This window comes from Frankia sp. AvcI1 (assembly GCF_001420875.1).
Classification (GTDB): domain Bacteria; phylum Actinomycetota; class Actinomycetes; order Frankiales; family Frankiaceae; genus Frankia; species Frankia alni.
In genome coordinates, this window is record NZ_LJFZ01000016.1 from 139,619 (window position 1) to 164,207 (window position 24,589).

Genomic DNA, 24,589 nt, shown 5'->3' on the forward strand with positions numbered 1-24,589 from the left:
ATGCCTCCGTCAACGCAAGCTCAACATCATCGATGCATTCCTGGGATACCCCGAGAACCTTTAGCGACTGCGTACAGATTCGTCTAACCACCGGTATGGAGATCTCATCGCGAGGCAACGACAGGCTTAGTTTGATCTCCATGTCGGCTGGTGTACCCCCCGCGAGCAACGTCAATCGACCCTGGTAGACGAACATTCTCGGAAGTGCGTCACACCGTTGCGGATCATCGGAGTCGCTCGGCGATCGCCCGGCCCAACCCGGTGCCCGAGAGCCAGGCATTCTCGATCTTCGGGCGGCCCCATCCGTCGCCCGCGAGGCCGATTCCATTGTCGGAGAGGTGGAACGGTTGCTCGTGCGGGCGCTGCGGCCGGGCGAACGTCCACCGCTGCACGTACATCCACCGGGGCTGCTCCGGGATGGCGAGCAGCCGCCGCAGCGACTCGATGAGCGCGGGGCCGGCCGTGGCCGGCTCGGTCAGCCGCGGCCGGGCGAACCCGGCCGTCGAGTGCGCCACCAGGACGGGCGCGTTGTCCCCGCGGCGGCGCCCGTCGTCGGCGATCCACTCGATCGTGTCGTCGTCGTGCACGAAGGCGCCGTCCATGGGCGCCCAGCAGCGGTGCGACCAGCCCGCGAGCAGCGCCAGCGCGGGCGACCAGGGCCGGTCGGCGACCAGGGCGCGTTCCTCGGTGAAGGNCTCGTCGAGGTGGCGCACCGCCTGCGGATCGGGCATGGCCAGCACCACCGCGTCCACCGGCTCGCCGTCGACGAGCGGGCCCGGGGTGACCCGGACGATCGGGGCGGACTGCGTCACGCTGACCCCGGNGCGGGACGCGAGGTCCGCGACCAGGGACCGCAGCCCGCGGGGCGCGGCGTAGCGCAGCGGCCCCGGTTCGGCCGCGGTCAGCGTCGCGTCCGGCCCGCTGATCACCGACATCCGCCGGGTCCACAGCCGCACCGTGCCCCGGGCCGTCCAGTCGTCCACGACCTCGGCGAACTCGGGTGCGGTGACGGTGAAGTAGGAAGCGCCGGAGTCCACGATCCGCCCGTCAATCCACCGAGAGGCCATCCGGCCGCCGATCACCCGGCCCCGGTCCCGGACCTCCACCGTGATTCCTCGCGCTTGCAGCACACTGGCACAGGCNATTCCCGCAATTCCACCGCCGGCCACGACGACCTTTGCCACCAAGCCCCCCGTTGTCTCGACATCGACGCTGGCCGGCTCGCGGGAAAACCCCCATTCTCCGCCCCGGGATGTCGCTTTCGTGGGATCGCGGGGTCCGACCGGGCGGCGCAGGCGAGCCGAGCACGGCGATCATCTCCGCGCACCCGCCGGGAGCGCCCCGGCGGACAGGCACCATCATCGTGCCTGTCGACCCCGAGGCCCGGGTACGGCCGGTGCCGGCTTGACGGGACAACACCCAGGGTGGATGGGGGTTCTCCCGGAATGCGCGGGCGGGGTGCCGCCGCGGCGCCCGGCGTTCCCGCCTCGCNCCGCTCATGGCCTAGCCTTACCCCGAATCCAGCCGTACCCAGCCCATGCCCACGACCGTGCGTGACGGTCATGACCTCAGGAGCCCGCGATCGCACGTCGACCCGCACCCCAGCGTCCGGGCGCCCGCCCCTCCTCTCGCCTCGCGGCCGGTTCGACCCCCGCCGCCCGCCGCCGTCCCTCCGGGCCGGGGCCCGGCTCGACCGGCTCGGCCGATCCGACCGGCGTTGTCGGGCCGCGGGAACCCTGCCCCTGTGGCTCCGGGCGTCGCTACAAGGCGTGCCACGGCGAGCGGCGGCGGCCGGCGCCGGTACTGCGGCCCTTCCTCGGCCGCCGGGACGAGCCCGACCTGGTCGCGTTGCGAGAGCTGGTGCCGAGCGCGACCGCCCCGGTGATCCTCTCGGCCGACCATCTCGCCAAGCATCCCGAGCACGCCGAGAGGCGCATCACGCTCTGCACGATGCTGCCGCAGGCGGCGCCGGCACTGGTCCGCGAGGACGGGGAGATCCTCGTCGCGATGCAGACCGCGCTACCCGGGTTGGACCCGTCCCGGGACATCGCCGGGGCGCTGCTCGCCGCGCTCGACGCCGACCCGGGCAACGTGGTGGACGTCCCGGCGGCCTCGTCGCCGCGCCTGGTCGAGCAGCGGCCGGACGGGCTGGCCGGGCTGCCCCGGCTCACCGACCTGCTCGACCCCGCTCCCCTGGAGATCACCGTCCATTCCGGCTTCGGGTGGTGGCTGCCGCCGTCGGACGACGACAGCGGGCCCAACCAGGAGGTGGCGGCGATGCTGGAGCGCGCCAACGCCACCGTGGTACCCACCGTGCGGCTGTCCGCCGTGCCCGCCGCCTACTGGTGTCACCCGAGCGACCGGTGGCATCTGCGCTGGGCGCTGCCCCTGGCCGCGCCGGCCGGAGCGGCCTCGGGCGCGGCGGCCACGGACCCGGCGGCCACGGACCCGGCGGCCACGGACCCGGCGGCCACGGACCCGGCGGCCACGGGCGCGGCGGACACCGGCGACGCCGCCCGTTCGGAGGAGGCGTTGCTGGACGCCCTCGCCCGGCTGGCCGCGGCCGAGCGGCTGACCGTCGGTCCGGGAACCCGGTTCGTCGGCTTCTTCCGGGCCGACGGCCTCGTCATCCCGGTCTGGGATCTCGCCACGGACACCGCGGCCGAGCGCTGCGAGGAGCCCGCAGCCGCGCTGGCGCTCGCCTACCGGGAGGCGCTCGCGGACCCGACCCCGCTCACCGCGCCGGAGCGCCGGGTCCGGGCCGGTCTCGTCGGCCGCAGCCTCACCCTGCGCTGAGGCGGGCCGTGGTCCGACAGGAGGGGATTGCGGTGGGCACGAGCGACAGGCCGGACAGCACGTTCGACGTCATCGTCGTCGGGGCGGGCCCCGCCGGGGGCAGCGCGGCGCGGGCGGCGGCGGCCGCCGGGGCCCGGGTCTGCGTCCTCGAACGGTCGTCGATGCCGCGCTACAAGACCTGCGGGGGCGGCCTGGTCGGCCTGTCGACCGACCTTGTCGGCATCGATCTGGCCGGCCTGGTCCGCGCCACGGTCAGCTCGCTGACCATGACCCTGGACGGCCGGTACACGGTCAGCCGCGGCCAGCCGGACGCGCCGCCCTGGCTGTCCATGGTGATGCGGGCCGACCTGGACGCCGCGCTGCTGGCCGGGGCCGAGGCGGCGGGCGCGGTCGTGCGGACCGGCGTGCAGGTGCTGGGCCTGCGCGAGGCGGCCGATGTGGCCGAGGCGGCCGATGTGGCCGATTCGGCCGACCGGCGGGCGGGCGCCGCGGTGCTCGGGGCCGACGACGGCTGGGTGCACGTCCGGGTGCGCGGCGGCGCCGACCTGCGGGCCCGGGTCGTGATCGGGGCGGACGGCGCCTCGGGGCGCTGCGGCACCCACGTCGGGGTCCGGTGCGATCAGATCGACGTCGGCCTGGAGGGTGAGTTCGTCGTGGACGCCGCGCTCGCCGATCGGTGGGCCGGNCNCATGCTGCTCGACTGGGGCCCGGTGCCCGGCTCCTACGGCTGGCTGTTCCCCAAGGGGCGGGTGCTGACGGTGGGGGTGATCGGCGACCGGGCCAGGGGCGCCGCCCTGCGCGGCTACTACGAGCGGTTCGTCGCGCGGCTCGGGCTCGCGGGCGTCCCCCGCCAGCACGACTCCGGCCACCTCACCCGGGTCCGGGCCGTCGACTCCCCACTGCGCCGTGGCCGGGTCCTCGTCGTCGGGGACGCCGCCGGCCTGCTCGACCCGTGGACCCGGGAGGGCATCTCGTTCGCGCTGCGTTCGGGCCGGCTCGCCGGGGAGGNGGCGGCGGGCGCAGTCGGTGCCCCCGGCGCCGCCGGGCCCGTCGGCTCGGCCGCCCTGGACGCCTACCCGGCTCGCGTCGAGGCGACTCTGGGGCCGGAGATGGCGGCGGGCCGCGAGGTGCTCGGCGCGTTCACCCGGCGGCCGGGGGTGATGCACGCACTCATGGCGGGCCCGGGCACCTTCGGCCTGTTCACCCGCCTCATCGAGGGCCGCACGACGGTCGCCCGCCAGCTGCGGCGCCCCGGTGTCCGCGCCGCGGTGGCGGCGTTGGGCCGCTGAGCTCGGGGCGGCCCCGGCTCAACGGAGGTCGCTGCCGCGCTCCTCGCCGAAGCGTTCGGCAACGGCTCCCGCGATCTCCCGGTAGGCCGTCCGGGTCTCCCGCTTCAGGTCCGACAGCACGATCCGCCCGCCGTCGGCCAGGTGCGGGTCGAAGGGGACCTGCACCACGCGCCGGGTCCGCGCCTCGAAGTGGCGGGCGAGAGCGTCGACGTCGACCCGTTCGCCCTGCGCCGGGAACATCGAGATCACCGCGACCGCCTCGCGAACGTGATCGGCGTACCCGTGCGCGTCCANCCAGTCCAGCGTGGCGCTCGCGCTGGAGCCGCCGTCCGCCGTCGCGCTGCTCACGATCACCAGGGTGTCGGCGAGCTCCAGCACCCCGTGCATGGCGCTGTGCAGGATGCCCGTCCCGCAGTCCGTGAGCAGGATCGAGTAGTGCCGCTGGAGCAGATCGTCCACGGCCCGGTAGTCGTCGGCGCCGAAGGTGTCGGACAGCTCCGGGTCGTTGGCGGAGGCCAGCACCTCCAGCCGCGAGTCGGCCTGGGACAGGTACTTGCGAACGTCCACGTACCGGTGCAGGCGCGGGGCATCTTCCAGCAGCTCCCGCACGGTGTGCGCGGAGGTGCGCGGCACCTTCGAGCCGAGGGTGCCGCGGTCGGGGTTCGCGTCGATCGCCACCACCCGGTCACCCCGCAGGCTGGCCAGGGTCGATCCGACCGCCACCGTCGTCGTGGTCTTGCCGACCCCGCCCTTGAGGGACAGCACCGCGATCCGGTGGCAGTCCAGCAGCGGCGTGCGGATGCGGGCGAGCTGCCGGCGATCGCGGACCTCGTCGGGCGACGGCCCGGGATTCACCGCGCCGGCCGACACCTGGTACACGAGCTTGCGCCAACCGCGGGAGGCCGTCTGCGGCGGCGGGGGCAGCAGGGCNCTGGTGAGCAGCCCGGCGCGGCCACCCGCGTCGCGTGGCCCCGGCTGCGCGACGGTCGGCCGGCGGGTCTCGCCCGGCGTCGTCCCGGTGGACGGGTGTTCCCCGGACGGATACGGGTCGGACCCGTCCGCCCGGTGCCGTCGGGTCTGGCCGAGGGGGGCCTCGCCNTCCGGATACGGGACGTAGGGAGCGGCCGAGACCGACGGAGCGTCGTCCGGGTAGGGGTCGTAGTCCGCCCGCGATCCACGGCCGGCTCGCGCCCCGCGGCTCGACCACGTCCCACCGTCCTGGCGGCCGGCTGAGTCCTGGCGGTGCCCGCGGTCCGGACGGATCTCCGCATCCCGGCGGGGGCCGACGTCCTGGGTGGGGTGGCGGCGCTCGCGGTGGGGGCCGCGGTCCGGCCGGGGTTCCTGGTCCGGCCGCGCCCGGGACTCCCGGTCGGTGCGGGGCGTGTGGTCGGTGCGGGACTCCTGGTCGGTCTGGGGCGCCCGGTTGATCTGGGGGGCCTGGCCGGTGCGGGGCGGCTGGGCGGTGCGCAGCGGCTGGTCGGTGCGGGCGCCGCGGTGACGTCCNGAACCGGTGCTCCGCTGGGCGCGCTGCCGGTCGGCATCCGTCGGGCGGCTCGCCCGGCCGTAGGAACCGTCGTCGGGATACGGGGTCGACCCCTGCGGCGGGCCGACCGGTGCCCGCCCGGCACCGTACGGCGCACCGTCGACGGGCGGCGGGGTGGGGAGGGCGCCGCCGCGGCCGAGCGCCTCCTGCCGGATGACGCGGCGATGACTGTCCACGCGCGGCGCGGGCCGGGGCGCGTCGCGGCCGGGCATGTCGCGGGCCGGTATCTCGCGGCGGGGCATGTCGAGGCCGGGTAGGTCGTGGCCGGGTGGGTCGGCCGGCCGGCCCTGGTGGGCCCAGCCCGGGTGGGGCGGCTGCGCGGGCGGGCGGTGCTGGCGCGTCTCGCCCGGGTGCGGGGCCTCGGGTGCCGGGAGCCGGCGCCGGGGGTCGGGCCCGGGACCGCGGCCCTCGCGGCCCACCGAGGCCGCGGGGTCCACTGGCGCTGGCCGGTGGCGGGCCGGTGACACGGTGGGGTCGCGCAGCCAGGAGGGGACGCGCCCCGGCGGGGCAGGAAGCGCCGCCGGCCCGGTGAGCGGCCCACCGAGGGCGATCGCCTCGGTGGCCGTGCTGCCGGGTGGCGGAGCCGGGTACTCGGTCGAGGGGCGGTACCCGTCGAAGCGCTCGCCAGGGGGCGCGCCAGCACCGGTGCCGGCTGGGGGGAGGGACCCCGAACCGGCCGGACCGCCCAGGCGCTCGTCGCCGCGGATCACCGGAGTGGCGTAGCGCGCCGTGGGCGCGGCTGGCAGCGGTGGGGTGGGGGTGGGCGGCAGCGGTGGGGTGGGCGGCGCAGGGGCAGCCGGGGGCGGCGCGGCGGGCGGCTGTGCCCGGGGGCCGGGCGGGAGCGGCTCCGCCCGCCAGGCGCGGGTCTGCGCGGGTGGGGCCGACGGGTACGGCTGACCGAACGACCCGCCCGGGGCCAGCGGGAGGCGGTCGAGCAGCGGGTCGAACGTGCGTGTCTCGATCGGCAGCATCCGGCCGTTGCGGCTGGTCCCACCGGGTTGCGGGGCCGGATCGGGGGCCGGGCCGGGCTCGGCCTGGGGGATCGACGGCCAGGTGTCGGAGACAGCCGGCGGCGCCGCGTGACCGGCCCCTTCGGACGGCAGGGCGACCGCGTCACCGCCGCGCGGGGCAGCGTCGACCGACCAGCCCTGGCCCGCGGCGGGACCGGGGCCGGCGGTGCTCGCGGCGGACCACCCGGAACCGCCCGCTGCTCCTTGGCCCGGGAGCGGGGTTGCCGGCCAGGACGCCGGCCGCCGGCCCTGCGGCCAGGACGGATGCCCGGGTCCCGGCAGCGCGCTTCCGCCGGCCGGCCCGCGGGTCGAACCACGGACGGGCGACTGCGAGCGCCCAGGCTCGTCGACGGTCCACCCAGGCTCCTCGACGGTCCACCCAGGCTCCCCGACGGTCCGACGAGGCTCGTCGACGGTCCACCCGGTGCCGCCGGCGGCCCACCCGGAGTCGCCGGCGGCCCACCCGGAGTCGCCCGCGACCAGCCTGGCATCGCCCTCGCGCCGCGCGGCGTCACCGCTGGTCCNCTCGGTGTCGGTCACACCGCCGACCTGGATGGCGCTGATCTCTCGCCCGTCGCCGTTCACGGCCGGACTCCCCGGGCGGCGCGGCCCAGGGCTGGATCTTCCGATCCGGGCTTTCCCTCCGCGATGTCCAAGGGTCTCCCCTCCGATCGGGCGAGCCGAGCCATGCGGCCGGGGCTGTCTGACGCCCGTGCGGGGGGACGGTACGTCGGTTCGAGGCGAGCTGAACCGACCGTCTGTGGCAGGACGTGGCCGGCCGGACGGGTCCGGCGGGTTGAACCAGAATGACATGCGGGAGGACGGACCGCACGGGCCGGTGTGTCCCATCCGTCGTGCCTCGCCCGTATCGCCTCGGCAACGCCCAGCTCGCGCGGTTCGAGAGCCGGGCGCTGCCCGGGATAAGCCGGACGAAGCTGGGCAGGGACACGACGATGCCATCGGGAACCCGCGGGATTCGCCGGGGGGCGCAGGCCGCCGCCCTGGCGTTCGTGATACTTGCGATCATGGTCGACGTCGGCTGGATGCCGGTGGTGGAGAACGACGCCGACGTCGCGGAGGCGCTCGGTCGGCTGGCGGCCACCACGGGATGGCTGGTGACGGCCCTGCGCTGGGTGAGCGAGGTCTTCCACCCGACGGTCTTCCGGGTGATCGCGGCGGTCGGCGCCGCCGTGCTGTGGTGGCGTTCCGGCCGCGGTGGCGTGGGCCGGGCCGATCCTGCGGCCACCCGGCGACTGGCGGTGTTCACCCTGGTCACGGTCGGCGCCGGGGGCCTGCTGGTGACGGGGTTCAAGGACCTGATCGGGCGGGCCAGGCCGTCGTTCACCAATCCGGTGGCGCACGCCGCCGGGCTCAGCTTCCCCTCCGGGCACGCGCTCGGCGCGATGGTCGCCGCCGTCGTCTGCCTCGTCGCAGTCCGGGCCGTCACCGGTCGCCGGGCGCCGTGGCCCTGGTGGGTCGGGTGGGGCCTGATCGTCACGCTGACCGGTTTCTCCCGGCTCGGGCTGGGGGTGCACTTCGTGTCCGACGTCGTCGGCGGCTACCTTCTCGGCGTCGCGTGGGCGCTGGGGATGGCGGCTCTGCTGCGTCCGTGGCAGCCGGGTGCACTCGCCGCCGGGCGCGCCGGGCCGGCGCGCCCGGCTTCGGGGGAGCAGGATCACCGGTACGGTGACCAGCGGGCGTCGTGGTCCCGGTGGCGCAGGCTGTCGATCCGGATCCGGAACTGGGCCGCGACGGTCGCGCTGCTGGCCAGCACGGGCAGGACGCTGGTGACCAGCTTCAGCTCGCGCACGGCTCGCAGGACGGCATAGCCCTCCCAGGACGTGACATCGAACCCGTACCCGCGGGCGAGGTCGCGGTGGGCCTGGGGATCGTGGCCGAACCGGCTGCGGCCGACCGCGACCGGCACGAGGTCCCATTCGGCCGGGCCGAGGCTCGTGGCGTCGAAGTCGCACATCAGTACCCGGCCGTCCGCCGCCCGGATCAGGTTGCCGAGGTGGGCGTCGCCGTGCACGACGACGGTGGGCAGGGCGTAGCGGACGTGATCGAGCGCCGCGGCGACGCGTTCGGTCATCCGTTCCAGGAACCGGCGGTCGGCGCCGGCCAACACCTCCGCGTCCGATAATCGGCGCCGGACGTCGTCGAGGGGGTCCCAGCGGGGCAGCGGTGGACTGGGCGGGTCGAGGGTGTGCAGGACGCGCAGCAGGGCGGCGAGGTCGCCGGTGTGCGGGGCCGGGCCGGCGGACGGTGCTCCGGCGGGCGTTGCGTCGATCCAGACGGTCGCGACGAAGCCACCGNCCTCGACCGGGGCGGGCACGCCGGGCAGGAGGNGGACGGCCGGGGCGCGCCGATCGGCCAGCCAGCCGGCAACACGGACGACCTTCGCCACCCGGTGCGTCATCGCGGCGGAACCGGTGATGCGCATGACCGCTCCCGCGCGGGGTAATCGGTACACCGCGTTCACCGTCCGTTTGACCAGGACGGCGCCGGCGTCGTCGAGCCCGGCGCGGGCGGCGAGCTCTGCCACCGCGCGACGGGTGGCTGCCGCCGTGAAACGGGCCCGCCGCGGCGGGCCGGGTGGATCGTGCCGAGCAGGACTGTCGTCGGCCATCGCCGCGGTCCTCCCGATCGAGGGACACCCCGGGTCGGGGTGCCCGATCAGACGGTCAGGCCCGGGGCGGTGACCGCACCCGGTCCGGGACGTTGCCCGGCGGCGGAGCGCTGCCATTCCCGGACGAGCAGCGCGAGGTCCCGGACCTCCCGCACCTCGCTGTGCGGACGGGTCGCGGACAGGAGCTGGTCGGCGCGCCCGGAAACGGAGGCGACCGTGCGTCCCCAGGAGATCTGGATGGCCTCGGTGGCCAGGTCGCACACCCGTTCGAGCTCCAGCCGGCCCTGGCGGGCGAGGGCGAGGGCGAGGTCCAGCCGGATGACCGAACGGAAGCCGGGGGCGTTCATCGCGTCGAGCTTCGGCAGGGCGAGTTCGGCGTGCTCCTGCGCCGCCTTCGGCCGGCCGAGCAGGCACAGCGCGGTGGTGGCGTTGTAGGACACCTCGACCGGGTTGAAGTTCTCGAAACTCGGCCCCGGNCGGCCCCACTGGTCCGGTGGGATCAGATCCGCCAGATCGTAGGCCTGGTCCAACGCCTGGGCGGCGCCGCGCACATCACCGAGGGCGGCCAGGGCACGGGCCACCTGGCAGGTGAGCCGCGCACGCACGGGTCCGTCGCCGACGTGGGTCAGCCCGTCGCGGGCGAGGCGGAGGGCCTCGTCGGGGCGGCCGGCGTAGAACTCGTTGACCGCGGCGACTTCCCGGGCGGAGCCGCGCAGTGCCCCCTCCCCGGCGAGCCCCCCGGCCTGGAAACCGAGGGCGGTCAGTGACCGGGCGGTCTCGATGTCGCCGAGTTTGAAGGCCGCGTCGGCGCCGAGGACCGCGACCCGCCCGGTGAGCACGTCGCGGCGACGGGCGTCGCCGGTCGGCATCGAGCGGCGGCCGAGTCGTTCCAGCCCCCGGCGCAGGCGGGCGGTCTGGGCGAAGATGTGCNCCGGTGGGGTCGCCTCGTGGGCGTCGAGGAGGTCGCCGAGCATGTCGTCCGCCCGCTCCAGCGCAAGCTGGATGGGACTGGCCGCGAGGACGTCGGAGACCTCCATGATCTGGCCCTCGGCGAGGATCGCGGTCATCATCGCCGCGCCGGCGTAGCGGTGGAACTGGCGTCGGTCGGAGACGCCCGGGGCCGCGGGCCGCGCGGCCGGCGGTGCGGCGTCGGCGGGCGCGGGCCCGGCCGTGGTCGGCGCGAACGCGGCCGGGCCGCCGAACATCGTCAGGGACAGGGTGGCCGGATGCGTCGACGGCGCCGCGCACGACGGGTGCGGGCCACCCGCCGACCAGCCGGAACCGATCGGGCTCCCGCTCCCGATGGTGCTCCCGCTCCCGATGGTGCTCCCGGGGCCGACTGGATCCTGGCCGAACAGGGACGCGGCACGGGCCAGGTCCGCGAGGTCGTCCGCGGCCCAGAGCCGCTGGGCGGACGGCGCGCTGATGGGGCCGAGGTCGCACCGGTCGACCGGCGGCTGCGCGGGCGGCTCCGGCAGGTAGTCTTCCGGATGATCATCCGGGGGGGTGCGGGCCGGCGGGATGCTGATCGACTCGCTCGTCGCTCGTCGCACCGGGAGAGGGCCGGAGCGACCGGTCGGACCCGAGGACCCGTGGTCGGCTCCACGGCCCGGTGAAGATCCGCTCGACTGCGGCATGNCGCGCGTCCTTCCTTCCGAAGACATCACGGTCTGNGACCGTGTTGACAAGGTAGCGAGGGGCGAGGTCCGCTTCGAGGGGCAACCCGTCGGAAGCGCACAGTGAGACCACGCGATCTGACGGGTTCCGTGACCACCGGCTGCTCCGGCGGCGGTCCGGTCTGCTTCGGCGGTCGATGGCCGGCTGTTCCGGCGATCGCGCGGTGGCGACGCTGCCACCGGCCGATCACGCCGGTCGTGGTGACCCGGCTCTCCCGGTTCCTCGTTCTCGATAGTAGGAGGACCACTGCGCCGGAGGGTGACGATGAAGCAGCCGCAATGTGCCGGTCATTGTGGCTCTACGTGGTGTTTCTCCGAGGTTTCCACAATTGATCTTGTTGTGGCCGGCGGCTCTCGATCGCCTGGTGGGGCTGCGCCGAGACCGGTTCCGGCGGCCGCGGGAGAAGGAAATCACGTCCTGACCGGACCGAACGGTGAAGGATTGTGCAGGTGCCGTCGGAATCCNCCGGCCTTGCGTGGTGAGGCCGGATCGGTCGCCGGTGGCAACCGACCGTCGGTCTGCGCCAGAATGGGAACGAAGCGGCAATAGTTCGGAAATTATGACATTCGGTCATGGTTGCCGCTGCTGGGTGGGGTACAGAGGTGGTGCTCATCCGACCTGTGCCGCCGTCCATCGACGCCATCGGGTCGGTAGCCTCGGGATGATGGCGGATGCGGCCCAGCAGAACTCCCACTCCAGCAGGTCGCGCCGGGGGCGCGGACCGGCCCGGTCGACCGGGGNGCGCCGTGCCCGGTGACCAGGCGGCGCCCTGCGCGTCGGACCCGCTGATCGGCCCGCGGGCCGATCTACCCGCGGCCGAGGCGTCGGTGGCCCGCGAGCTCGAGGCCGTGGCCCACCGGGCGTGGCCGCCGCTGCGGCAGATCGAGATCGGCGGCTGGACGCTGCGGGCCTCCGCCGGCTCGTCCCGGCGCGGGAACTCGGTCTGGGCGCATGGCGGCGTGCCCGACGTGCCGGCCGCGCTGGCCGCGGTCACCGACTTCTACGCCGCCGCCGGCCTGCCGCCCACCTTCCAGCAGACCCCCGTCACCGAGCCGTCGCAGCTTGCCACCGTGCTCGACGCCGCCGGCTACGACGACACGGGGCCCACCGACGTGTGCGTGGCGCCGCTCGGGGCGCTGACGTCGACATCGCCGTCGACATCGCCGTCGACATCGACCTCGCTCGCGGTGACCACGGCCCACGTGCCCGGCGACGCGTGGCTGCGGGTCGCCGGGCAGGTGCTCGCCACCTTCGACGGGCAGCGGGCCGGTACCCTCGCCGTGCTTTCGGCGCTGCGCCTGCCCACCGTCTATGTGACGCTGACCGTCGACGGTGCGCCGGTGGCGGTGGGCCGTGGTGTCGCCGACGATCGCTGGCTGGGCATCTACAGCATGGCGACGTTGCCCGCGGCCCGCGGCCGGGGCGCGGCGCGCCGCGTCGTCGCCGCGCTCGCGCAGTGGGCCGGGGCGCGCGGAGCCACGCACGCCTATCTCCAGGTTGAGGAGGTCAGCACCGTGGCCAGGGGTCTGTACGCCGATCTCGGCTTCCGGCCGGTCTACCGGTACTCCTACCGCCGGGCGCCGCTCTCGGCTGCCCGGGACCTGCCGGCTGCCCGGGACGGCGGGCCGGCGGGGACGGGGGTCGCGTGAGCGTCGACGACCTCCTCGAGCCGGATGGCCTCACCAGGGNGATGGGCGTCGTCAACGTCACGCCCGACTCGTTCTCCGACGGCGGCACGTTCCTCGACCCGGTGGACGCGGTGCGGGCCGGGCTGCGGATGGTGGACGAGGGTGCCGATCTCATCGACGTCGGCGGCGAGTCGACCCGGCCGGGCGCGTCCCGGGTGGTCGCCTCGGAGGAGATGCGCCGGGTGTTGCCGGTCGTCGCCGAGCTCGCCGCCGCCGGGGTACGGGTCAGCGTCGACACCAGCCGGGTCTCGGTGGCCGCCGCCGCCGTCGACGCGGGGGCGGTGCTGGTCAACGACGTCTCCGGCGGCTGCGACCCGGATCTGCTCGCCCTGGTGGCCGACCGCGGCGTTCACTATGTGCTCATGCATGCCCGCGGGCCCAGCGTCGACATGTCCAGCCGAGCCGTCTACGGCGACGTCGTCTCAGAGGTGATCGCCGAGCTCGCTGCGCGGCTGGAGGTGGTCGTCGCCGCCGGGGTCGCGCCGGAGCGAGTGATCCTCGACCCGGGAATCGGCTTCGCCAAGACGGCGGCGCACAACTGGGCGCTGTTGAACAACATCGACGCGTTCGCCGCCCTCGGCCGGCCGCTGCTGGTGGGCACGTCGCGCAAGTCCTTCCTCGGCACGGTCCTGGCCACCGGGGGCGCGCTGGCGCGCCCGAGCGACGAGCGCGACGACGCCACGCAGGCGACCACCGCGCTGTTGGCCGCCGCCGGTGTGTGGGCCGTGCGCGTGCACGCGGTGCGACCGGCGGCCGACGCGGTGCGCGTCGTGCGGGCATGGCGGCAGGGCGGTGCCGGGGACGCGGCGAGGACCGCGAGTCTGCCGGTGGTCGTGCCCGGCACCGCCGGCGGTTCGGCCGAGCACCGGCCGCGGCTGGGCACGGCGCCGCGGACCGGCGCCGGCCCGGCCCGGGGCACGGGCAGCAGCGGCGGCGGCAGCGTCGACTCGGGGCCGAGTCGCCGGGCCCGACCCGCGGCCACGCCCGGCTGTGCGGGGGAGCGGGAGGTGCCGTGGTGAGCCCGGTGACGGACGGCTCGGAGGCGGGCCGGTCGGAGGCGGGCCGGTCGGAGCTGGTCGGGGCCGGGCCTGGCGACGTGCCGCTGGACCGGATCACCCTGACCGGGTTGCGGGTCCGCGGCCACCACGGGGTGCTGGCCGCCGAACGGGAACTCGGCCAGGAGTTCGTCATCGACGCCGTCGTCTGGCTGGACGTCTCCGCGGCGGCGCGCGACGACGACGTCACCCGCACTGTCCACTACGGCGAGCTCGCCGAGACGCTCGCCGAGATCGTCGGCGGGCCGCCGGTGGATCTGATCGAGACCCTGGCCCTGCGTCTCGTCGCCGCCTGCCTGCGCGCTGACCGGGTGGTGCGCGCCGAGGTGACCGTGCACAAGCCGGCTGCGCCGATCCCGCTCCCCTTCGGGGATGTCGCCGTCACCGTGACCCGGGCCCGACCCCCGGTCCCGCCGCCTCCGATCGGCCCCGCCCCCGATGGCCGCTGACCCGATGGCCGCTGACCCGATGGCCGAGGCCGCCCACGCGGTGCTGGCGCTCGGCTCGAACCTGGGTGACCGCTGGGCGCTGCTGCGGGCCGCCGTGCGCCAGCTCGACGAGCTCCTCGGCGTGAGGGCATGCTCGTCGGTGTACGAGACCGACCCCGTGGGCGGTCCCGAGCAGGACGACTACCTCAACGCGGTCGTGCTGACGGCGCCGGCGCCACCGCGGGAGCTGCTGGCTGCCGTGCGTGCCGTCGAGGAGCGGGCGCGGCGGACGCGGACCGTGCGATGGGGGCCGCGCACGCTCGACGTGGACGTGATCGCCCTCGGCACGCTGCACAGCGACGACCCAGAGATCATCATCCCGCACCCGCGGGCGCACCTGCGGGCCTTCGTCTGCGTTCCCTGGCTGGACGTCGACCCCGAGGCGACCCTGCCGGATCACGGCCGGGTCGCGGACCTGGTCGCCAGGATGGCGAGCGCCGGGGAGCTCGCCGGCCTGCGGCGGGCCTCCGGCCGGCTCGGCCCCGATCCGTCCGGCCCCGATCCGTCCGGCACCGCCAGGACGTCCACCTCGGCCGGGGAGCTCGGTGCAGGCGGTGCGTCGGCGTGAGACCCACCCGACCGCGCGATCTCGCCTTGGCCGCGGTCGTGTTCGGGATCCTCGGCTACCTGCTGCTGTGGTGGGCTTACCGGTCCATTCCCACGCTGCCCCGCACGGCGTCGCTGTCGGTGCTGGTCATCGGGGTCATCGAGCTTCAGGTCGCCGCCCAGACCCGGCACCGGTTGGAGGGCCGGCCGGGCACCCGGCCGATCCTGCCGCTCACCGTTGCCCGCCTGGCGGCCCTGGCGAAGGCCAGCTCGGTCGTGGGAGCGGCGCTCGCGGGGGCCTGGGCGGGCGCGCTCGCGTACACCACGCCGCGGACGGACGAGTTCCCGACCGCGGGCGGCGACGCGATCAGCGCGGGGCTCGGCCTGGCCGCCGCCGTCGTGCTCGTCGTCGGCGGGCTGGTCCTGGAACGAGTGTGCCGGGTCAAGAAGCAGTAGCGCAGCCGCTCACCGACTCCGGTGTTCGGTGCCGGCCTGCGTGGCTTGGGCTGCGGCGCGGTGTGCACGGTTCGCCGTGTCAGACCATGCAGGACGTACCGCAACTACTGTGCCGGGGCGNCACGGGAATCGGCGCCGCCCCGGTCGGACTCCCGCGCCTGGTGCGGGCGGGCCCGACCCGCCGCCCGGCGTCCCGACCTGCCGGGGTACGACTGTGCTGGCCCGAACGAGCCTGCCGTCTCCCGGTGCCCGCGGTGGGCGGATCGGGGCTGGTCACGACCGCCGAGCTGGTTGTTGGGCAGCTCGACACCGGAGCTACTCTGAGGTGAATCGCCGCATGTGACCCCGATCGGTGCCAGGGTTGTCCGTGTTAAGACCACCTTGTGGTGATTGGCAGGAATTTTGCTGATCGGCCGATGTCGCGGTGGCAGGACGCGAAGGCGGGAAGGTGCGGGTGGTGGTCGCTGAGGGCCGGAGCCGCGATGGTGCGCGGGGCTACCCGTCCGACGCCGGCCGACGCGCCCCGCCCCCTCTCCCGGCCCCGCCCCCTCTCCCGCCTCCGGAGCCGNCTCGGTACGCGGACCCACCCGGGCTGGAGCAGACCGGGGGCGGCCGGATCGTCGCCTTCGGCACCCTGCAGACCGGCCCCACCAGGCGCCCCGAGCCCCGGGCCGAGCGCATCGCGNCCGTGACCGGGTTCGACCCGGCGGACATGATGACCGCGCAGCCCCCGGACGGTGGCCTGCCGACTCGGTCCGCCGACGTGCCCCCGGCCGTCCCTCCACCCTCCGGGCGAGCGCCGCGGGGCCGGGCCCGCCAGACGTTTCGAGCTGTGGCCTTCGGCAATCCCACGGCCGGCGGGGCCGAGGTGGTGCCGTTCGATCCCGCGGAGATACCGCCGCCGGGCCCGTGGCGTCCCGATCCCCCCGACCGCACTCCGGGCGGTGATCCGCTGGCTGATCCGTCCGATCGGTCGAACCGGTCCGATCGGTCCGACCGGTTCGACCGATCGGACCTCGCCGGAATTCGGCGACGGCCGGCGTACGCGGAGTTCGGCGGCGAACCGGCGCCGCCGCCGACCGGCTTTCGGGATGATGCCCCGCCGGCCTGGCGGGGATTCCGGGACGCCGATCCGCCGGGCCGTAGCGACTTTCCCGCGGTCGATCCGCCGGGCGGCCGGCGCTTTCCCGACCAGCGTCGGCAGGCCACGGTCGCCCCCGTCCCCGGGGCGCCGGACCCTCGCCGTCCGGACCCTCGCCGTCCGGACGCTCGTCACCCAGACTCCCGCCACGGCGATCCCCGCCACGGCGATCGCCGCGATCCGGATCTTCGCCACGGCGATCCCCGCGATCGGGATCCTCGCCACCGGGACCGGGAGCTCCGTCAGCCCGAGCCGCGCCCCGCCGCCGGGCCGACCAGCGATCTGCCCGCCGCGCCCAGCCTGCTCGACCGGGTCAGCTTCACCGGCGTGCAGCGGGCGGTCCCGGTCGGTGAACCGGGGCCGGCCGGCCCCCGCGGACGGAGTCCAGACGGCGGCTCGGCGCTGGACGAAGTCAGCTTCACCGGCTATCAGCCCGCCGTCCGCGAGGGCTGGCAGCCCCGCGGGGCGACCCGGGACGGGACGCGGCCACCCGCCGGCGCCGAGCGACTGGGGGCGGGTCACCGTCTCCCGGATGACCGGCGGGCCCGGACCTCCGGGCGATCGCCGCAGGCCGGCGGGCCCACCGGGGGCACGGCCGTGCGCCGAGACGACCGACCTCGCGGGCGATTCGACCGCCCGCCCGAGGAGGGGCGCCCGCCGCCGGACCCGTACGACCGTGACGACTCGTACGACCGCGACCCGTACGACCGTGACGACCCGCACGACCGCGACGACTCACACGACCGCCGGGGTGCGCGCGAACGCGGCTACGGACGTGCCCGGACGGGCGGACCGGTCGGCGGGCCTGGCGCTCGCCCGGGCGGGCGCCGTCGGCCCGGCCTGCTGCAGGCCGTGCTCGTGCTGGTGGCGCTTGTCGTCGGGGTGTCGCTCGGCCGGACGCTGGCGTTGCCCGGGGACGCCGGAACGATCTCGCGGATCGCGGACTGGGGCCGCGCAAACCACCTGACGTTCCTCGTCGATCGGGTCGACGCGCTGCGCTGAGGGCCCGACAGGTGGCCGTTTTGGTGGTCCGGGTGGGAATGCCGTCGCAGGCGGTGACATAGTTACCGGTTTGTCAGGTGGAGGGGCATTGTTGTCGCCGTTGTCGAGCTTGTCGCTTTATGGTCGCCCTTGCGTGTGATCAAGTCAATGTTCGGGTAACCTGCGATCTAGGTTGCGTGTGACGTTCCCCGCCCCCGAGGAGGGGGAAGCGGACCCGGCCGAAATTGATGCGTCCCAGTTTGCCGAATCCCCTTGCGTTCGGCGGTCCTCGGCGTGTCCAATCGGTATTGGTAGGTCTGTCGCATTCCGTCGGCCTCGTCTCGTGAGCGCCCGCAACCGCCGGGCAGCCTGGTCGCCGATGTTCGACCGAATGCGTGCCCTGGCCTGCCAAGGCATCCAAGGAGGCCACGTGCGTCCGAGACTCGCAGTAGCCCCTGCGGTCCCGCTGGCTGGCGACGCCGGTCGCGGGGTGCCGCAGCGGGACTGGACGGCGCCGGGTCTCACGGGGACGGGGGCCACCACGGCCGACGTCTCCGANGGCCCCGGTCGCCCGGCGACCGAGGCCGAGGCCGCCGCGATCGCCGCCGCCGTGCTCGACAGCCCGCTGGTCGCCACGGTCGCGGCGGACCTGCGCATCACCGGCATCCGTACCTCGACCGGCGCGCCGGACTGGGCGTTCGCCGTCCTGCGCACCCCGGGTGGCACCGATCCGGCGATCGCCGTGCTGCGCTGGGACACCTGCTGCGGCTGGGTGCTGGACCAGGTCGGCACGGCCCGGCTCGGACTCGGGGCGGGCGGCGGTGGCGGCCCGACCATGCGGCGCGCGGACCTTCAGGTCGCCGGGGCGCCGCCGGTCCGCCGTGACGGCGGCGTCCGCCGGGGTTGCGACTCCGTCCTGCGGACGGGTGACGCGGCGCGTTCGGGGTAGGTCGCGGCGCTGTGTCCGGCCGCCGCCGGGCCAGCTACCGTCATGATGGTGTCGATGCCGGCCGATCGCGCGCCAGACGAGTCCACGACGCTCGTGGGCTGGTTGCGCGCGCTGCCCGACGAGGCGATCATCCGGCTTTTCCTGCTGCGGCCCGATCTCGCGACGCCACCGCCCCCCGACTTCGACGTCCTGGCCGCCCGGCTGGAGATCCGGGTGAGCGTCGCGCGTGCCCTGGAACGCCTCGACACCTTCGCCTGCGAGGTGCTGGAGGCGCTGACCGTCCTGCCCTCCCCGGTGCCGCTCGCCGAGCTCACCGCGTTCTGCGGGCACGACGAGGTCGCCGGGGTGGTGCGCCGGCTGCGTGAGCTGGGTCTGCTCTGGGGTGACGACGGCGCACTCCGGGTCGTCGGCATGGTCGTCGACCTCGTGGGGGCGCGGCCGCTCGGGCTCGGCCGACCGGTGCGGGAGTGCCTGTCGGTCTACCGGCACACCCAGCTCGCCAGGATCGCGGGCGCCCTGGACCTGATCCCGGCCGCGACGGATCCGACGGAGTCCGGGGGCAGGTTCACCGTGCGAGCCGACCTCGTCGACGCCATCGCCGACCTGTTCGCCGAACCGAGCCGGGTCCGCGGCTGGCTCGACGGATGTTCCGAACGGGCCCACCAGCTCCTGCTCCGGCTGGCGGCCGGGCCCGCGCTCGGCACCACCACCGAGGCGGGTCGGCTGCTCACCGTCGCCACCGCCCGCAGCCCGGTGGAGGAGCTGCTCGCCCGGGGTCTGCTGGTCGGGATCGACGACGACACCGTCGAGCTGCCCCGGGAGGTGGGCCTCGCGGTGCGCGGCGACGAGCCGGCCGGCCGGCTGCATCCGCATCCGCCCGAGCTGACCGGCGGCGCTGTCGGCGCCTCGGCCGCCGACGCCGCGGCCGCGCTCNCCGCGGACACCGTCGTGCGCTGGGTCACCACGCTGCTTGAGGCGTGGGGCACGACGCCCGTGACGCCGCTGCGCACCGGCGGCCTGAGCGTGCGCGACCTGCGCGCGACCGCCAAGCTGCTCGACACCGACGAGCGGACCGCCGCCTTCGTCGTGGAGCTCGCGGCGGCCGCCGGACTCGTCGACGCCACCGCCGGCGTCGACGTCCAGTACGTGCCCACCGCCGCCTACGACCGCTGGGGCACCGACCTGGTCGCGGCGCGGTGGGCGGTGCTTGTCGAGGGCTGGCTGCGGTCACCGAGCGCCGCCTGGCTGGTGGGCGAGCGCGACGAGCGGGGCCGCCAGATCGCCGCGTTGTCGTTGGAGGTCCGCCGTTCCAACGCGCCGGATCTGCGGGCCCAGGTGCTGCGCGCACTCGCGGCGGCGCCGGCCGGGGTGGCACCGACCGGCGAGTCGCTGCGCGCCCTGCTGACCTGGCGGGCGCCGCGGCGGGCCGGCACGCTGCTGGCCGGCATGATCGACGGCACGCTCGCGGAGGCGGAGCTGCTCGGTCTGACCGGGCGGGGCGCACCCAGCGCCGTCGGGCGCCTGCTGGCCGCGCAGCTCGACGAGGAGAGCGCCGACCCGGCGCGGGTCGTCGGCCTGCCGAGCCGGCCGGCCGGTGGGGACGCGGCGCTGTGCGCCCGGCTCGCCGACGCGCTGGCGCCGCTGCTGCCCGAACCGGTCGAGGAGCTGCTGCTGCAGGCGGACCTGACCGCGGTCGCCCCCGGCCCGCTGGTTCCCCGGGTGGCCGCGCAGCTCGCGCGGATGGCGGACGTCGAGTCGTCCGGGGCCGCGACTGTCTACCGCTTCTCGGAGGAGTCGCTGCGTCGGGGGTTCGACTCGGGGCTGGTCGCCGAGGACATCCACGCCGCGCTCGGTCGCCTGGGCCGCACCGGCGTTCCCCAGGGACTGACCTACCTGATCGACGACACCGCCCGCCGGCACGGCCGGCTGCGCGCCGGTCCGGCGTCGAGCTACCTGCGCTGCGACGACACCGCGCTGCTCGCCGAGGTGGTCGCGAGCCGTCGCACGCAGGCGCTGGGGCTGCGTCGGATCGCGCCGACCATCGTCATCTCGTCGCTGCCGACGGGCGAGTTGCTGGCCGGCCTGCGCGCCGCGGGCTACGCGCCGGTCGCCGAGGCTCCCGACGGCAGGGTGGTGCTCAGCCGGCCGGCCGCCCACCGGACCCCGGCCAGGCCGCGCCCGGCGCCGGTCGACGTCGCCGACGGGCGGCTCGCGCAGGCGCGCGACGTGCTGCGGCTGGTCCGCCGCGGTGACGACAGCGCGCGGGCGCTGCGGGCGGCCGGTGGCGTCGCCGGCGCCGAGATCGGACTCACCCGCTCCGCCCCGCTGATCCTGGTGATGTTGCAGGGCGCCGTCCGGGACCGGCGTCGGGTCCTGCTCGGGTACGTCGACCAGCAGGGCACGCCCAGTGACCGGATCGTGCGGCCGACCGCGGTGGACGGCGGCTGGCTGACAGCCTGGGACGAGCTCAGCGCGGGCCCGCGCCGTTTCGCCCTGCACCGGGTGACCGGGGTCGCCGACATCGACGAGGGGTTCGGTGCCGGTGGCGCCGCGACGCCGGCGGACTGGACGGCGGCCACGCCGGACGCGGCCGACCCGAGCTGAGCCGTGGGCCGCGGTGGGGCGGGGTCGACAACCTGTCGGTGGGCGCCTGTACCGTCGAAGGACGTCGCCAGCACGGTGGCGTGCCCGTCGGGACCTGCCCGGCGTGGGCCTGTGCCCTACGGCGGACCTGGAGGATGGTGAGGGTGGCGGACGGCCCGTTGATCGTTCAGTCGGACAAGACCCTGCTCCTGGAGGTCGACCATCCCGGCGCGGCCGAGGCCCGCGCGGCCATCGCGCCGTTCGCCGAGCTGGAGCGGTCCCCGGAGCACGTGCACACCTACCGGGTCACCCCGCTGGCCCTGTGGAACGCCCGCGCCGCCGGGCACGATGCCGAGCAGGTGGTGGACGCGCTCGTCCGCCACTCCCGGTACGCGGTCCCGCACGCGCTGCTCGTCGACGTCGCCGACACCATGGATCGTTACGGCCGGCTACGGCTGGAGAACGATCCGGTCCACGGCCTGGTGCTGCGGGCGCTCGACCGGGCCGTGCTCGTCGAGGTCGCGCGGGCGAAGAAGGTCGCGCCGATGCTGGGCACGCGCCTCGACGACGACACGATCGCCGTGCACCCGTCCGAGCGCGNCCGGCTCAAGCAGGCGCTGCTCAAGCTCGGCTGGCCCGCCGAGGACCTGGCCGGCTACGTCGACGGTGAGAAGCACGCGATCGAGCTCCGGCAGGACGGCTGGGAGCTGCGCGAGTACCAGAAGGGCGCGGTCGCGGGCTTCTGGGAGGGCGGCTCGGGGGTCGTCGTGCTGCCCTCGGGCGCGGGCAAGACCATCGTGGGCGCCGCGGCGATGGCCCAGGCCGGCGCGACCACGCTGATCCTGGTCACGAACACGGTCGCCGGTCGGCAGTGGCGGCACGAGCTGCTGCGTCGCACCTCGCTGACCGAGGACGAGATCGGCGAGTACTCCGGCGAGCGCAAGGAGATCCGCCCGGTCACCATCGCGACCTACCAGGTGATGACGGCACGCCGCAAGGGCGAGTACCTGCATCTGGACCTGTTCGGCGCCCGTGACTGGGGGCTGATCGTGTACGACGAGGTGCACCTGCTGCCCGCGCCGGTCTTCCGGATGACCGCCGACATCCAGTCCCGCCGCCGGCTCGGCCTCACGGCGACCCTGGTCCGTGAGGACGGCAGGGAGGGCGACGTCTTCTCGCTCATCGGGCCGAAGCGGTACGACGCGCCGTGGCGCGAGATCGAGGCGCAGGGCTGGATAGCCCCCGCGCAGTGCACCGAGGTGCGGGTCACCCTGACCGAGGACGAGCGGATGACCTACGCCGTCGCCGAGNCGGAGGAGCGCTACCGGATGTGCGCCACGGCCCACAGCAAGCGGGCGGTGGTGGAGCGTCTGGTCCGCCGGCACTCCGACGACCGGGTGCTGGTGATCGGCGCCTACCTCGATCAGCTCGACGAGCTCGGCGAGCTGTTGGGCGCCCCCGTCATCCAGGGCTCGACCCGCAACCGGGAGCGCGAGCGGCTGTTCGAGGCGTTCCGCACGGGCGAGATCACCACGCTGGTCGTCTCCAAGGTCGCGAACGTGTCCATCGACCTGCCGGAGGCCGGGGTGGCGGTGCAGGTCTCGGGCACCTTCGGCTCCCGGCAGGAGGAGGCGCAGCGCCTCGGGCGGGTGCTGCGGCCCAAGGCGGACGGCCGGGCGGCGCACTTCTACACCGTGGTCGCCCGCGACACCCTCGACCAGGAGTATGCGGCCCACCGCCAGCGCTTCCTCGCCGAACAGGGCTACGCGTACACGATCGTCGACGCCGACGACATCCCCGATTCGCGTGACACCGGCCGTGGCGACGGGGCGAGTCCACGAGACCTCGCGGATCCGGACGATCTAGCGGATCCGGACGACCTCGCCGGCGGCCGGGGCTGACCGGCCCGGCCCGCGGCGGCGCCGCCGCCTACTCGGCGTCGGGCGGGTCGATCAGTTCGGCGGGTCGGACGGTCACCGGGAAGGGTCGGGTCGCGGCGAACTCACCGTGTGGGCCGGTCGCGCTGGCGGTCACGTAGACGCCACCGACCAGCTCGAACGCCTCCAGCGTCGCCGTGTCCGGATCGATCAGCCAGCACGCCGGTACCCGGCGCTCCCGGTAGAGGTCGAGTTTCAGCGTGCGGTCGTAGCGGCGGGTGCTCGCATCCGCGACCTCGACGACGAGGTAGGGCGTCTCGCGTAGCCGGCGGCCCACCACCTCGGCGCTCGGGGCCACGACGATGTCCGGCACGAGCAGGGATCGCTCCGACAGTTCCACCCCGACGCCGGCGGGCAGGACGTGGGCGCCGGAGGTCGCCGCCCGCGTCAGCAACCGGGTCAGCCGGCTGGTCACCCGGGCGCGCAGGGGGGTCGGCCACGGGCGCAGGAGGCACAGCCCGTCGAGCAGCTCCAGCCGGGCATCGTCATACCCGCCGGTATCCAGGTCCTCGACCATGACCGGAGGCGCGGGCACGGTCACTGACGGGCGGTGGGAGCGGGACTGCGCGGGTGCCTGGACCACGTGTCCATGGTGCCCCGCCGTGGCGGTCCTGTCGAAAGGCCGGCTGCGTTAATTGTCCGTGTCGTGCAAATAGTCGAGCTCTAACCGGCCCCACCGCGAATTGTTGAAAAGAAGTGATATAAAGCTCTTGTCGGCCCCAATACCGGGTGGTAACTTGATCGCCGTTGCTGGTGGCCGAGGATCTTTCTTGGCGCAAGGCCGTCTTTGGGGGCACCTCCCGGCGTTCGCTCCGTCCCGAGTGGCGCCGCTCCCAGGCCGATGAGCCCGCCTCCGCGGAACCTCCCGTCCGCGGAGGCGGCGCCTTCCCCCGTGAATCGCCTTCGGCGATTCACGGGGACCCCTGGCCCAGGGCACCGTTCGGGGTCTCCGTCAGATCGCCTTCGGCGATCTTCCTGGGGGAGCCGTTGGGGCCTTCGGCGATTCACGGGGACCCCTGGCCCAGGGCGCCGTTCGGGGTGTCCGTCAGATCGCCTTCGGCGATCTTCCTGGGCCGGTCAAGCTCGACGAAAAGCCGGAGATGTCGGCTTTGCCGTGCGAGTGTCGATGGTGCACACTTTCAGTGTGACGCACGACTCTGATATTCATCACCCCAATAAAGGGGTATTGCGGCATTGACGTGGCGTCGGAACGGGTGGAGGTCTGCGCGGTAGTCCGCCCACAGGCCGAGTGGACTGCTGCGCCTTCGTGCGGGTACGGCGCANGGCGGGCGATGGGGAACGGCGAAAGGCGGCCCCGTGAGCCGGAGCCGCCTTCGTCGTGACGGTGGTGCTGATCCAGCGCGTGCGCTGGGTGACGCGGAGGAGCTGGACTAGAAGTCCATCTCGCCGCCGCCGCCGGGGACGGCCGGGGCCGGGTTCTTCTCCGGCTTGTCGGCGATGACGGCCTCGGTGGTGAGGAAGAGGCCGGCGATGGAGGCGGCGTTCTGCAGGGCGGAGCGGGTGACCTTGGCGGGGTCGATGATGCCGGTGGCGATGAGGTCGACGTACTCGCCGGTGGCGGCGTTGAGGCCGTGGCCGGTGGGCAGGTTGCGGACCTTGTCGACCACGACGCCGCCCTCGAGACCGCTGTTGAACGCGATCTGCTTGATCGGTGCCTCGAGCGCGAGGCGGACGATGTTCGCGCCGGTGGCCTCGTCGCCGGAGAGGTCGAGCTTCTCGAAGGCGGTGATCGAGGCCTGGAGCAGCGCGACGCCACCGCCGGCGACGATGCCTTCCTCGACGGCGGCCTTGGCGTTGGAC

The 24,589-nt window shown here is 75.0% G+C and carries 11 protein-coding genes and 16 pseudogenes; 15 read left to right on the forward strand and 12 right to left on the reverse strand.

Features of this window, described 5'->3' with window-relative positions; translation table 11 throughout:
- The 3 pseudogenes from UK94_RS76195 to UK94_RS56340 form a co-directional block, all read right to left on the reverse strand.
- Window positions 1–328, reverse strand: a pseudogene (locus UK94_RS76195) (hypothetical protein); the annotation flags it as partial.
- A 367-nt stretch (window positions 329–695) separates the two neighbouring features.
- Window positions 696–823, reverse strand: a pseudogene (locus UK94_RS56335) (NADP transhydrogenase subunit alpha); the annotation flags it as partial.
- Between the two features lies 1 nt (window position 824).
- Window positions 825–1,130 (reverse strand): annotated as a pseudogene (locus UK94_RS56340) (NAD(P)-binding protein); the annotation flags it as partial.
- Between the two features lie 451 nt (window positions 1,131–1,581).
- On the opposite strand from UK94_RS56340, the gene UK94_RS17740 reads away from it, so the two are divergent.
- The 4 genes and pseudogenes from UK94_RS17740 to UK94_RS56355 all read left to right on the forward strand — a co-directional run.
- Window positions 1,582–2,796 carry a DUF5926 family protein gene (locus tag UK94_RS17740; protein ID WP_095212810.1) on the forward strand — a complete coding sequence of 405 codons (1,215 nt, stop codon included), beginning with the start codon at window positions 1,582–1,584 and terminating at the stop codon, window positions 2,794–2,796.
- A gap of 32 nt (window positions 2,797–2,828) precedes the next feature.
- On the forward strand, window positions 2,829–3,481 hold a 653-nt coding region (locus UK94_RS56345), incomplete at its 3' end, for an FAD-dependent monooxygenase (RefSeq protein ID WP_235488420.1).
- 3 nt (window positions 3,482–3,484) lie between these two features.
- A pseudogene (locus UK94_RS56350) lies at window positions 3,485–3,804 on the forward strand (geranylgeranyl reductase); the annotation flags it as partial.
- Window position 3,805: 1 nt separating this feature from the next.
- Window positions 3,806–4,085, forward strand: a pseudogene (locus UK94_RS56355) (geranylgeranyl reductase); the annotation flags it as partial.
- Window positions 4,086–4,103: 18 nt separating this feature from the next.
- Here the strand turns inward: UK94_RS56355 and UK94_RS56360 are convergent.
- Window positions 4,104–4,325, reverse strand: a complete 222-nt coding sequence (locus tag UK94_RS56360; RefSeq protein WP_235488457.1) for a hypothetical protein — start codon at window positions 4,323–4,325, stop codon at window positions 4,104–4,106.
- 54 nt (window positions 4,326–4,379) lie between these two features.
- Window positions 4,380–4,964 (reverse strand): annotated as a pseudogene (locus UK94_RS56365) (MinD/ParA family protein); the annotation flags it as partial.
- 2,717 nt (window positions 4,965–7,681) lie between these two features.
- On the opposite strand from UK94_RS56365, the pseudogene UK94_RS56370 reads away from it, so the two are divergent.
- Window positions 7,682–8,224, forward strand: a pseudogene (locus tag UK94_RS56370) (phosphatase PAP2 family protein); the annotation flags it as partial.
- A gap of 89 nt (window positions 8,225–8,313) precedes the next feature.
- On the opposite strand, the gene UK94_RS32770 reads toward UK94_RS56370, so the two are convergent.
- From UK94_RS32770 to UK94_RS56395, 5 genes and pseudogenes are all read right to left on the reverse strand, one after another.
- Window positions 8,314–8,953: aminoglycoside phosphotransferase family protein (locus UK94_RS32770; protein ID WP_235488422.1), on the reverse strand; the 640-nt coding region annotated here is incomplete at its 5' end.
- Between the two features lie 34 nt (window positions 8,954–8,987).
- Window positions 8,988–9,384 (reverse strand): annotated as a pseudogene (locus UK94_RS56380) (hypothetical protein); the annotation flags it as partial.
- Window positions 9,315–9,743 (reverse strand): annotated as a pseudogene (locus UK94_RS56385) (hypothetical protein); the annotation flags it as partial. The pseudogenes UK94_RS56380 and UK94_RS56385, both read right to left, overlap by 70 nt.
- A 1-nt stretch (window position 9,744) precedes the next feature.
- Window positions 9,745–10,197, reverse strand: a pseudogene (locus UK94_RS56390) (hypothetical protein); the annotation flags it as partial.
- A gap of 1 nt (window position 10,198) precedes the next feature.
- Window positions 10,199–10,904 (reverse strand): annotated as a pseudogene (locus UK94_RS56395) (hypothetical protein); the annotation flags it as partial.
- 1,353 nt (window positions 10,905–12,257) lie between these two features.
- Between UK94_RS56395 and UK94_RS76200 the strand changes: the two are divergent.
- The 10 genes and pseudogenes from UK94_RS76200 to UK94_RS56415 all read left to right on the forward strand — a co-directional run.
- Window positions 12,258–12,593 (forward strand): GNAT family N-acetyltransferase, encoded by a 336-nt coding sequence (locus UK94_RS76200; protein WP_313949539.1) that lies wholly within the window; start codon window positions 12,258–12,260, stop codon window positions 12,591–12,593.
- A gap of 40 nt (window positions 12,594–12,633) precedes the next feature.
- Window positions 12,634–13,651, forward strand: a pseudogene (gene folP / locus UK94_RS17780) (dihydropteroate synthase); the annotation flags it as partial.
- Between the two features lie 53 nt (window positions 13,652–13,704).
- Window positions 13,705–14,136: a dihydroneopterin aldolase gene (gene folB / locus UK94_RS17785; protein ID WP_095212816.1), complete on the forward strand. Its 432-nt coding sequence runs from the start codon at window positions 13,705–13,707 to the stop codon at window positions 14,134–14,136.
- Between the two features lie 4 nt (window positions 14,137–14,140).
- A complete protein-coding gene (gene folK, locus UK94_RS17790; protein ID WP_235488425.1) occupies window positions 14,141–14,743 on the forward strand; it encodes a 2-amino-4-hydroxy-6-hydroxymethyldihydropteridine diphosphokinase in 603 nt (200 codons plus the stop codon).
- Entirely contained in the window at window positions 14,740–15,177 is a 438-nt protein-coding gene (locus UK94_RS17795) for a DUF3180 domain-containing protein (RefSeq protein WP_041939961.1), read from the forward strand. Before folK ends, UK94_RS17795 begins: the two co-directional genes overlap by 4 nt.
- A gap of 3,113 nt (window positions 15,178–18,290) precedes the next feature.
- Window positions 18,291–19,181, forward strand: a pseudogene (locus UK94_RS56400) (hypothetical protein); the annotation flags it as partial.
- 1 nt (window position 19,182) lies between these two features.
- Window positions 19,183–20,852 (forward strand): annotated as a pseudogene (locus UK94_RS17810) (helicase-associated domain-containing protein); the annotation flags it as partial.
- A gap of 143 nt (window positions 20,853–20,995) precedes the next feature.
- On the forward strand, window positions 20,996–21,431 hold a 436-nt coding region (locus UK94_RS56405), incomplete at its 3' end, for a helicase-associated domain-containing protein (RefSeq protein WP_235488427.1).
- Window position 21,432: 1 nt separating this feature from the next.
- Window positions 21,433–22,141, forward strand: a pseudogene (locus UK94_RS56410) (DEAD/DEAH box helicase); the annotation flags it as partial.
- 1 nt (window position 22,142) lies between these two features.
- Window positions 22,143–22,732: pseudogene (locus tag UK94_RS56415) on the forward strand (helicase-related protein); the annotation flags it as partial.
- Window positions 22,733–22,760: 28 nt separating this feature from the next.
- On the opposite strand, the gene UK94_RS17820 reads toward UK94_RS56415, so the two are convergent.
- Together UK94_RS17820 and UK94_RS17825 are read right to left on the reverse strand one after the other, a co-directional pair.
- A complete protein-coding gene (locus UK94_RS17820; protein WP_041939958.1) occupies window positions 22,761–23,351 on the reverse strand; it encodes a Uma2 family endonuclease in 591 nt (196 codons plus the stop codon).
- Between the two features lie 808 nt (window positions 23,352–24,159).
- The coding region (locus UK94_RS17825) for a TCP-1/cpn60 chaperonin family protein (protein ID WP_313949536.1) at window positions 24,160–24,589 on the reverse strand (430 nt) is incomplete at its 5' end.

Bases quoted from the DNA above. Each gene is read 5' to 3' on its own strand.
- UK94_RS56360 (WP_235488457.1), bottom strand. From the start codon at position 4,325: ATGTTCCCGGCGCAGGGCGAACGGGTCGACGTCGACGCTCTCGCCCGC.
- folK (WP_235488425.1), top strand. From the start codon at position 14,141: ATGGCCGCTGACCCGATGGCCGAGGCCGCCCACGCGGTGCTGGCGCTC.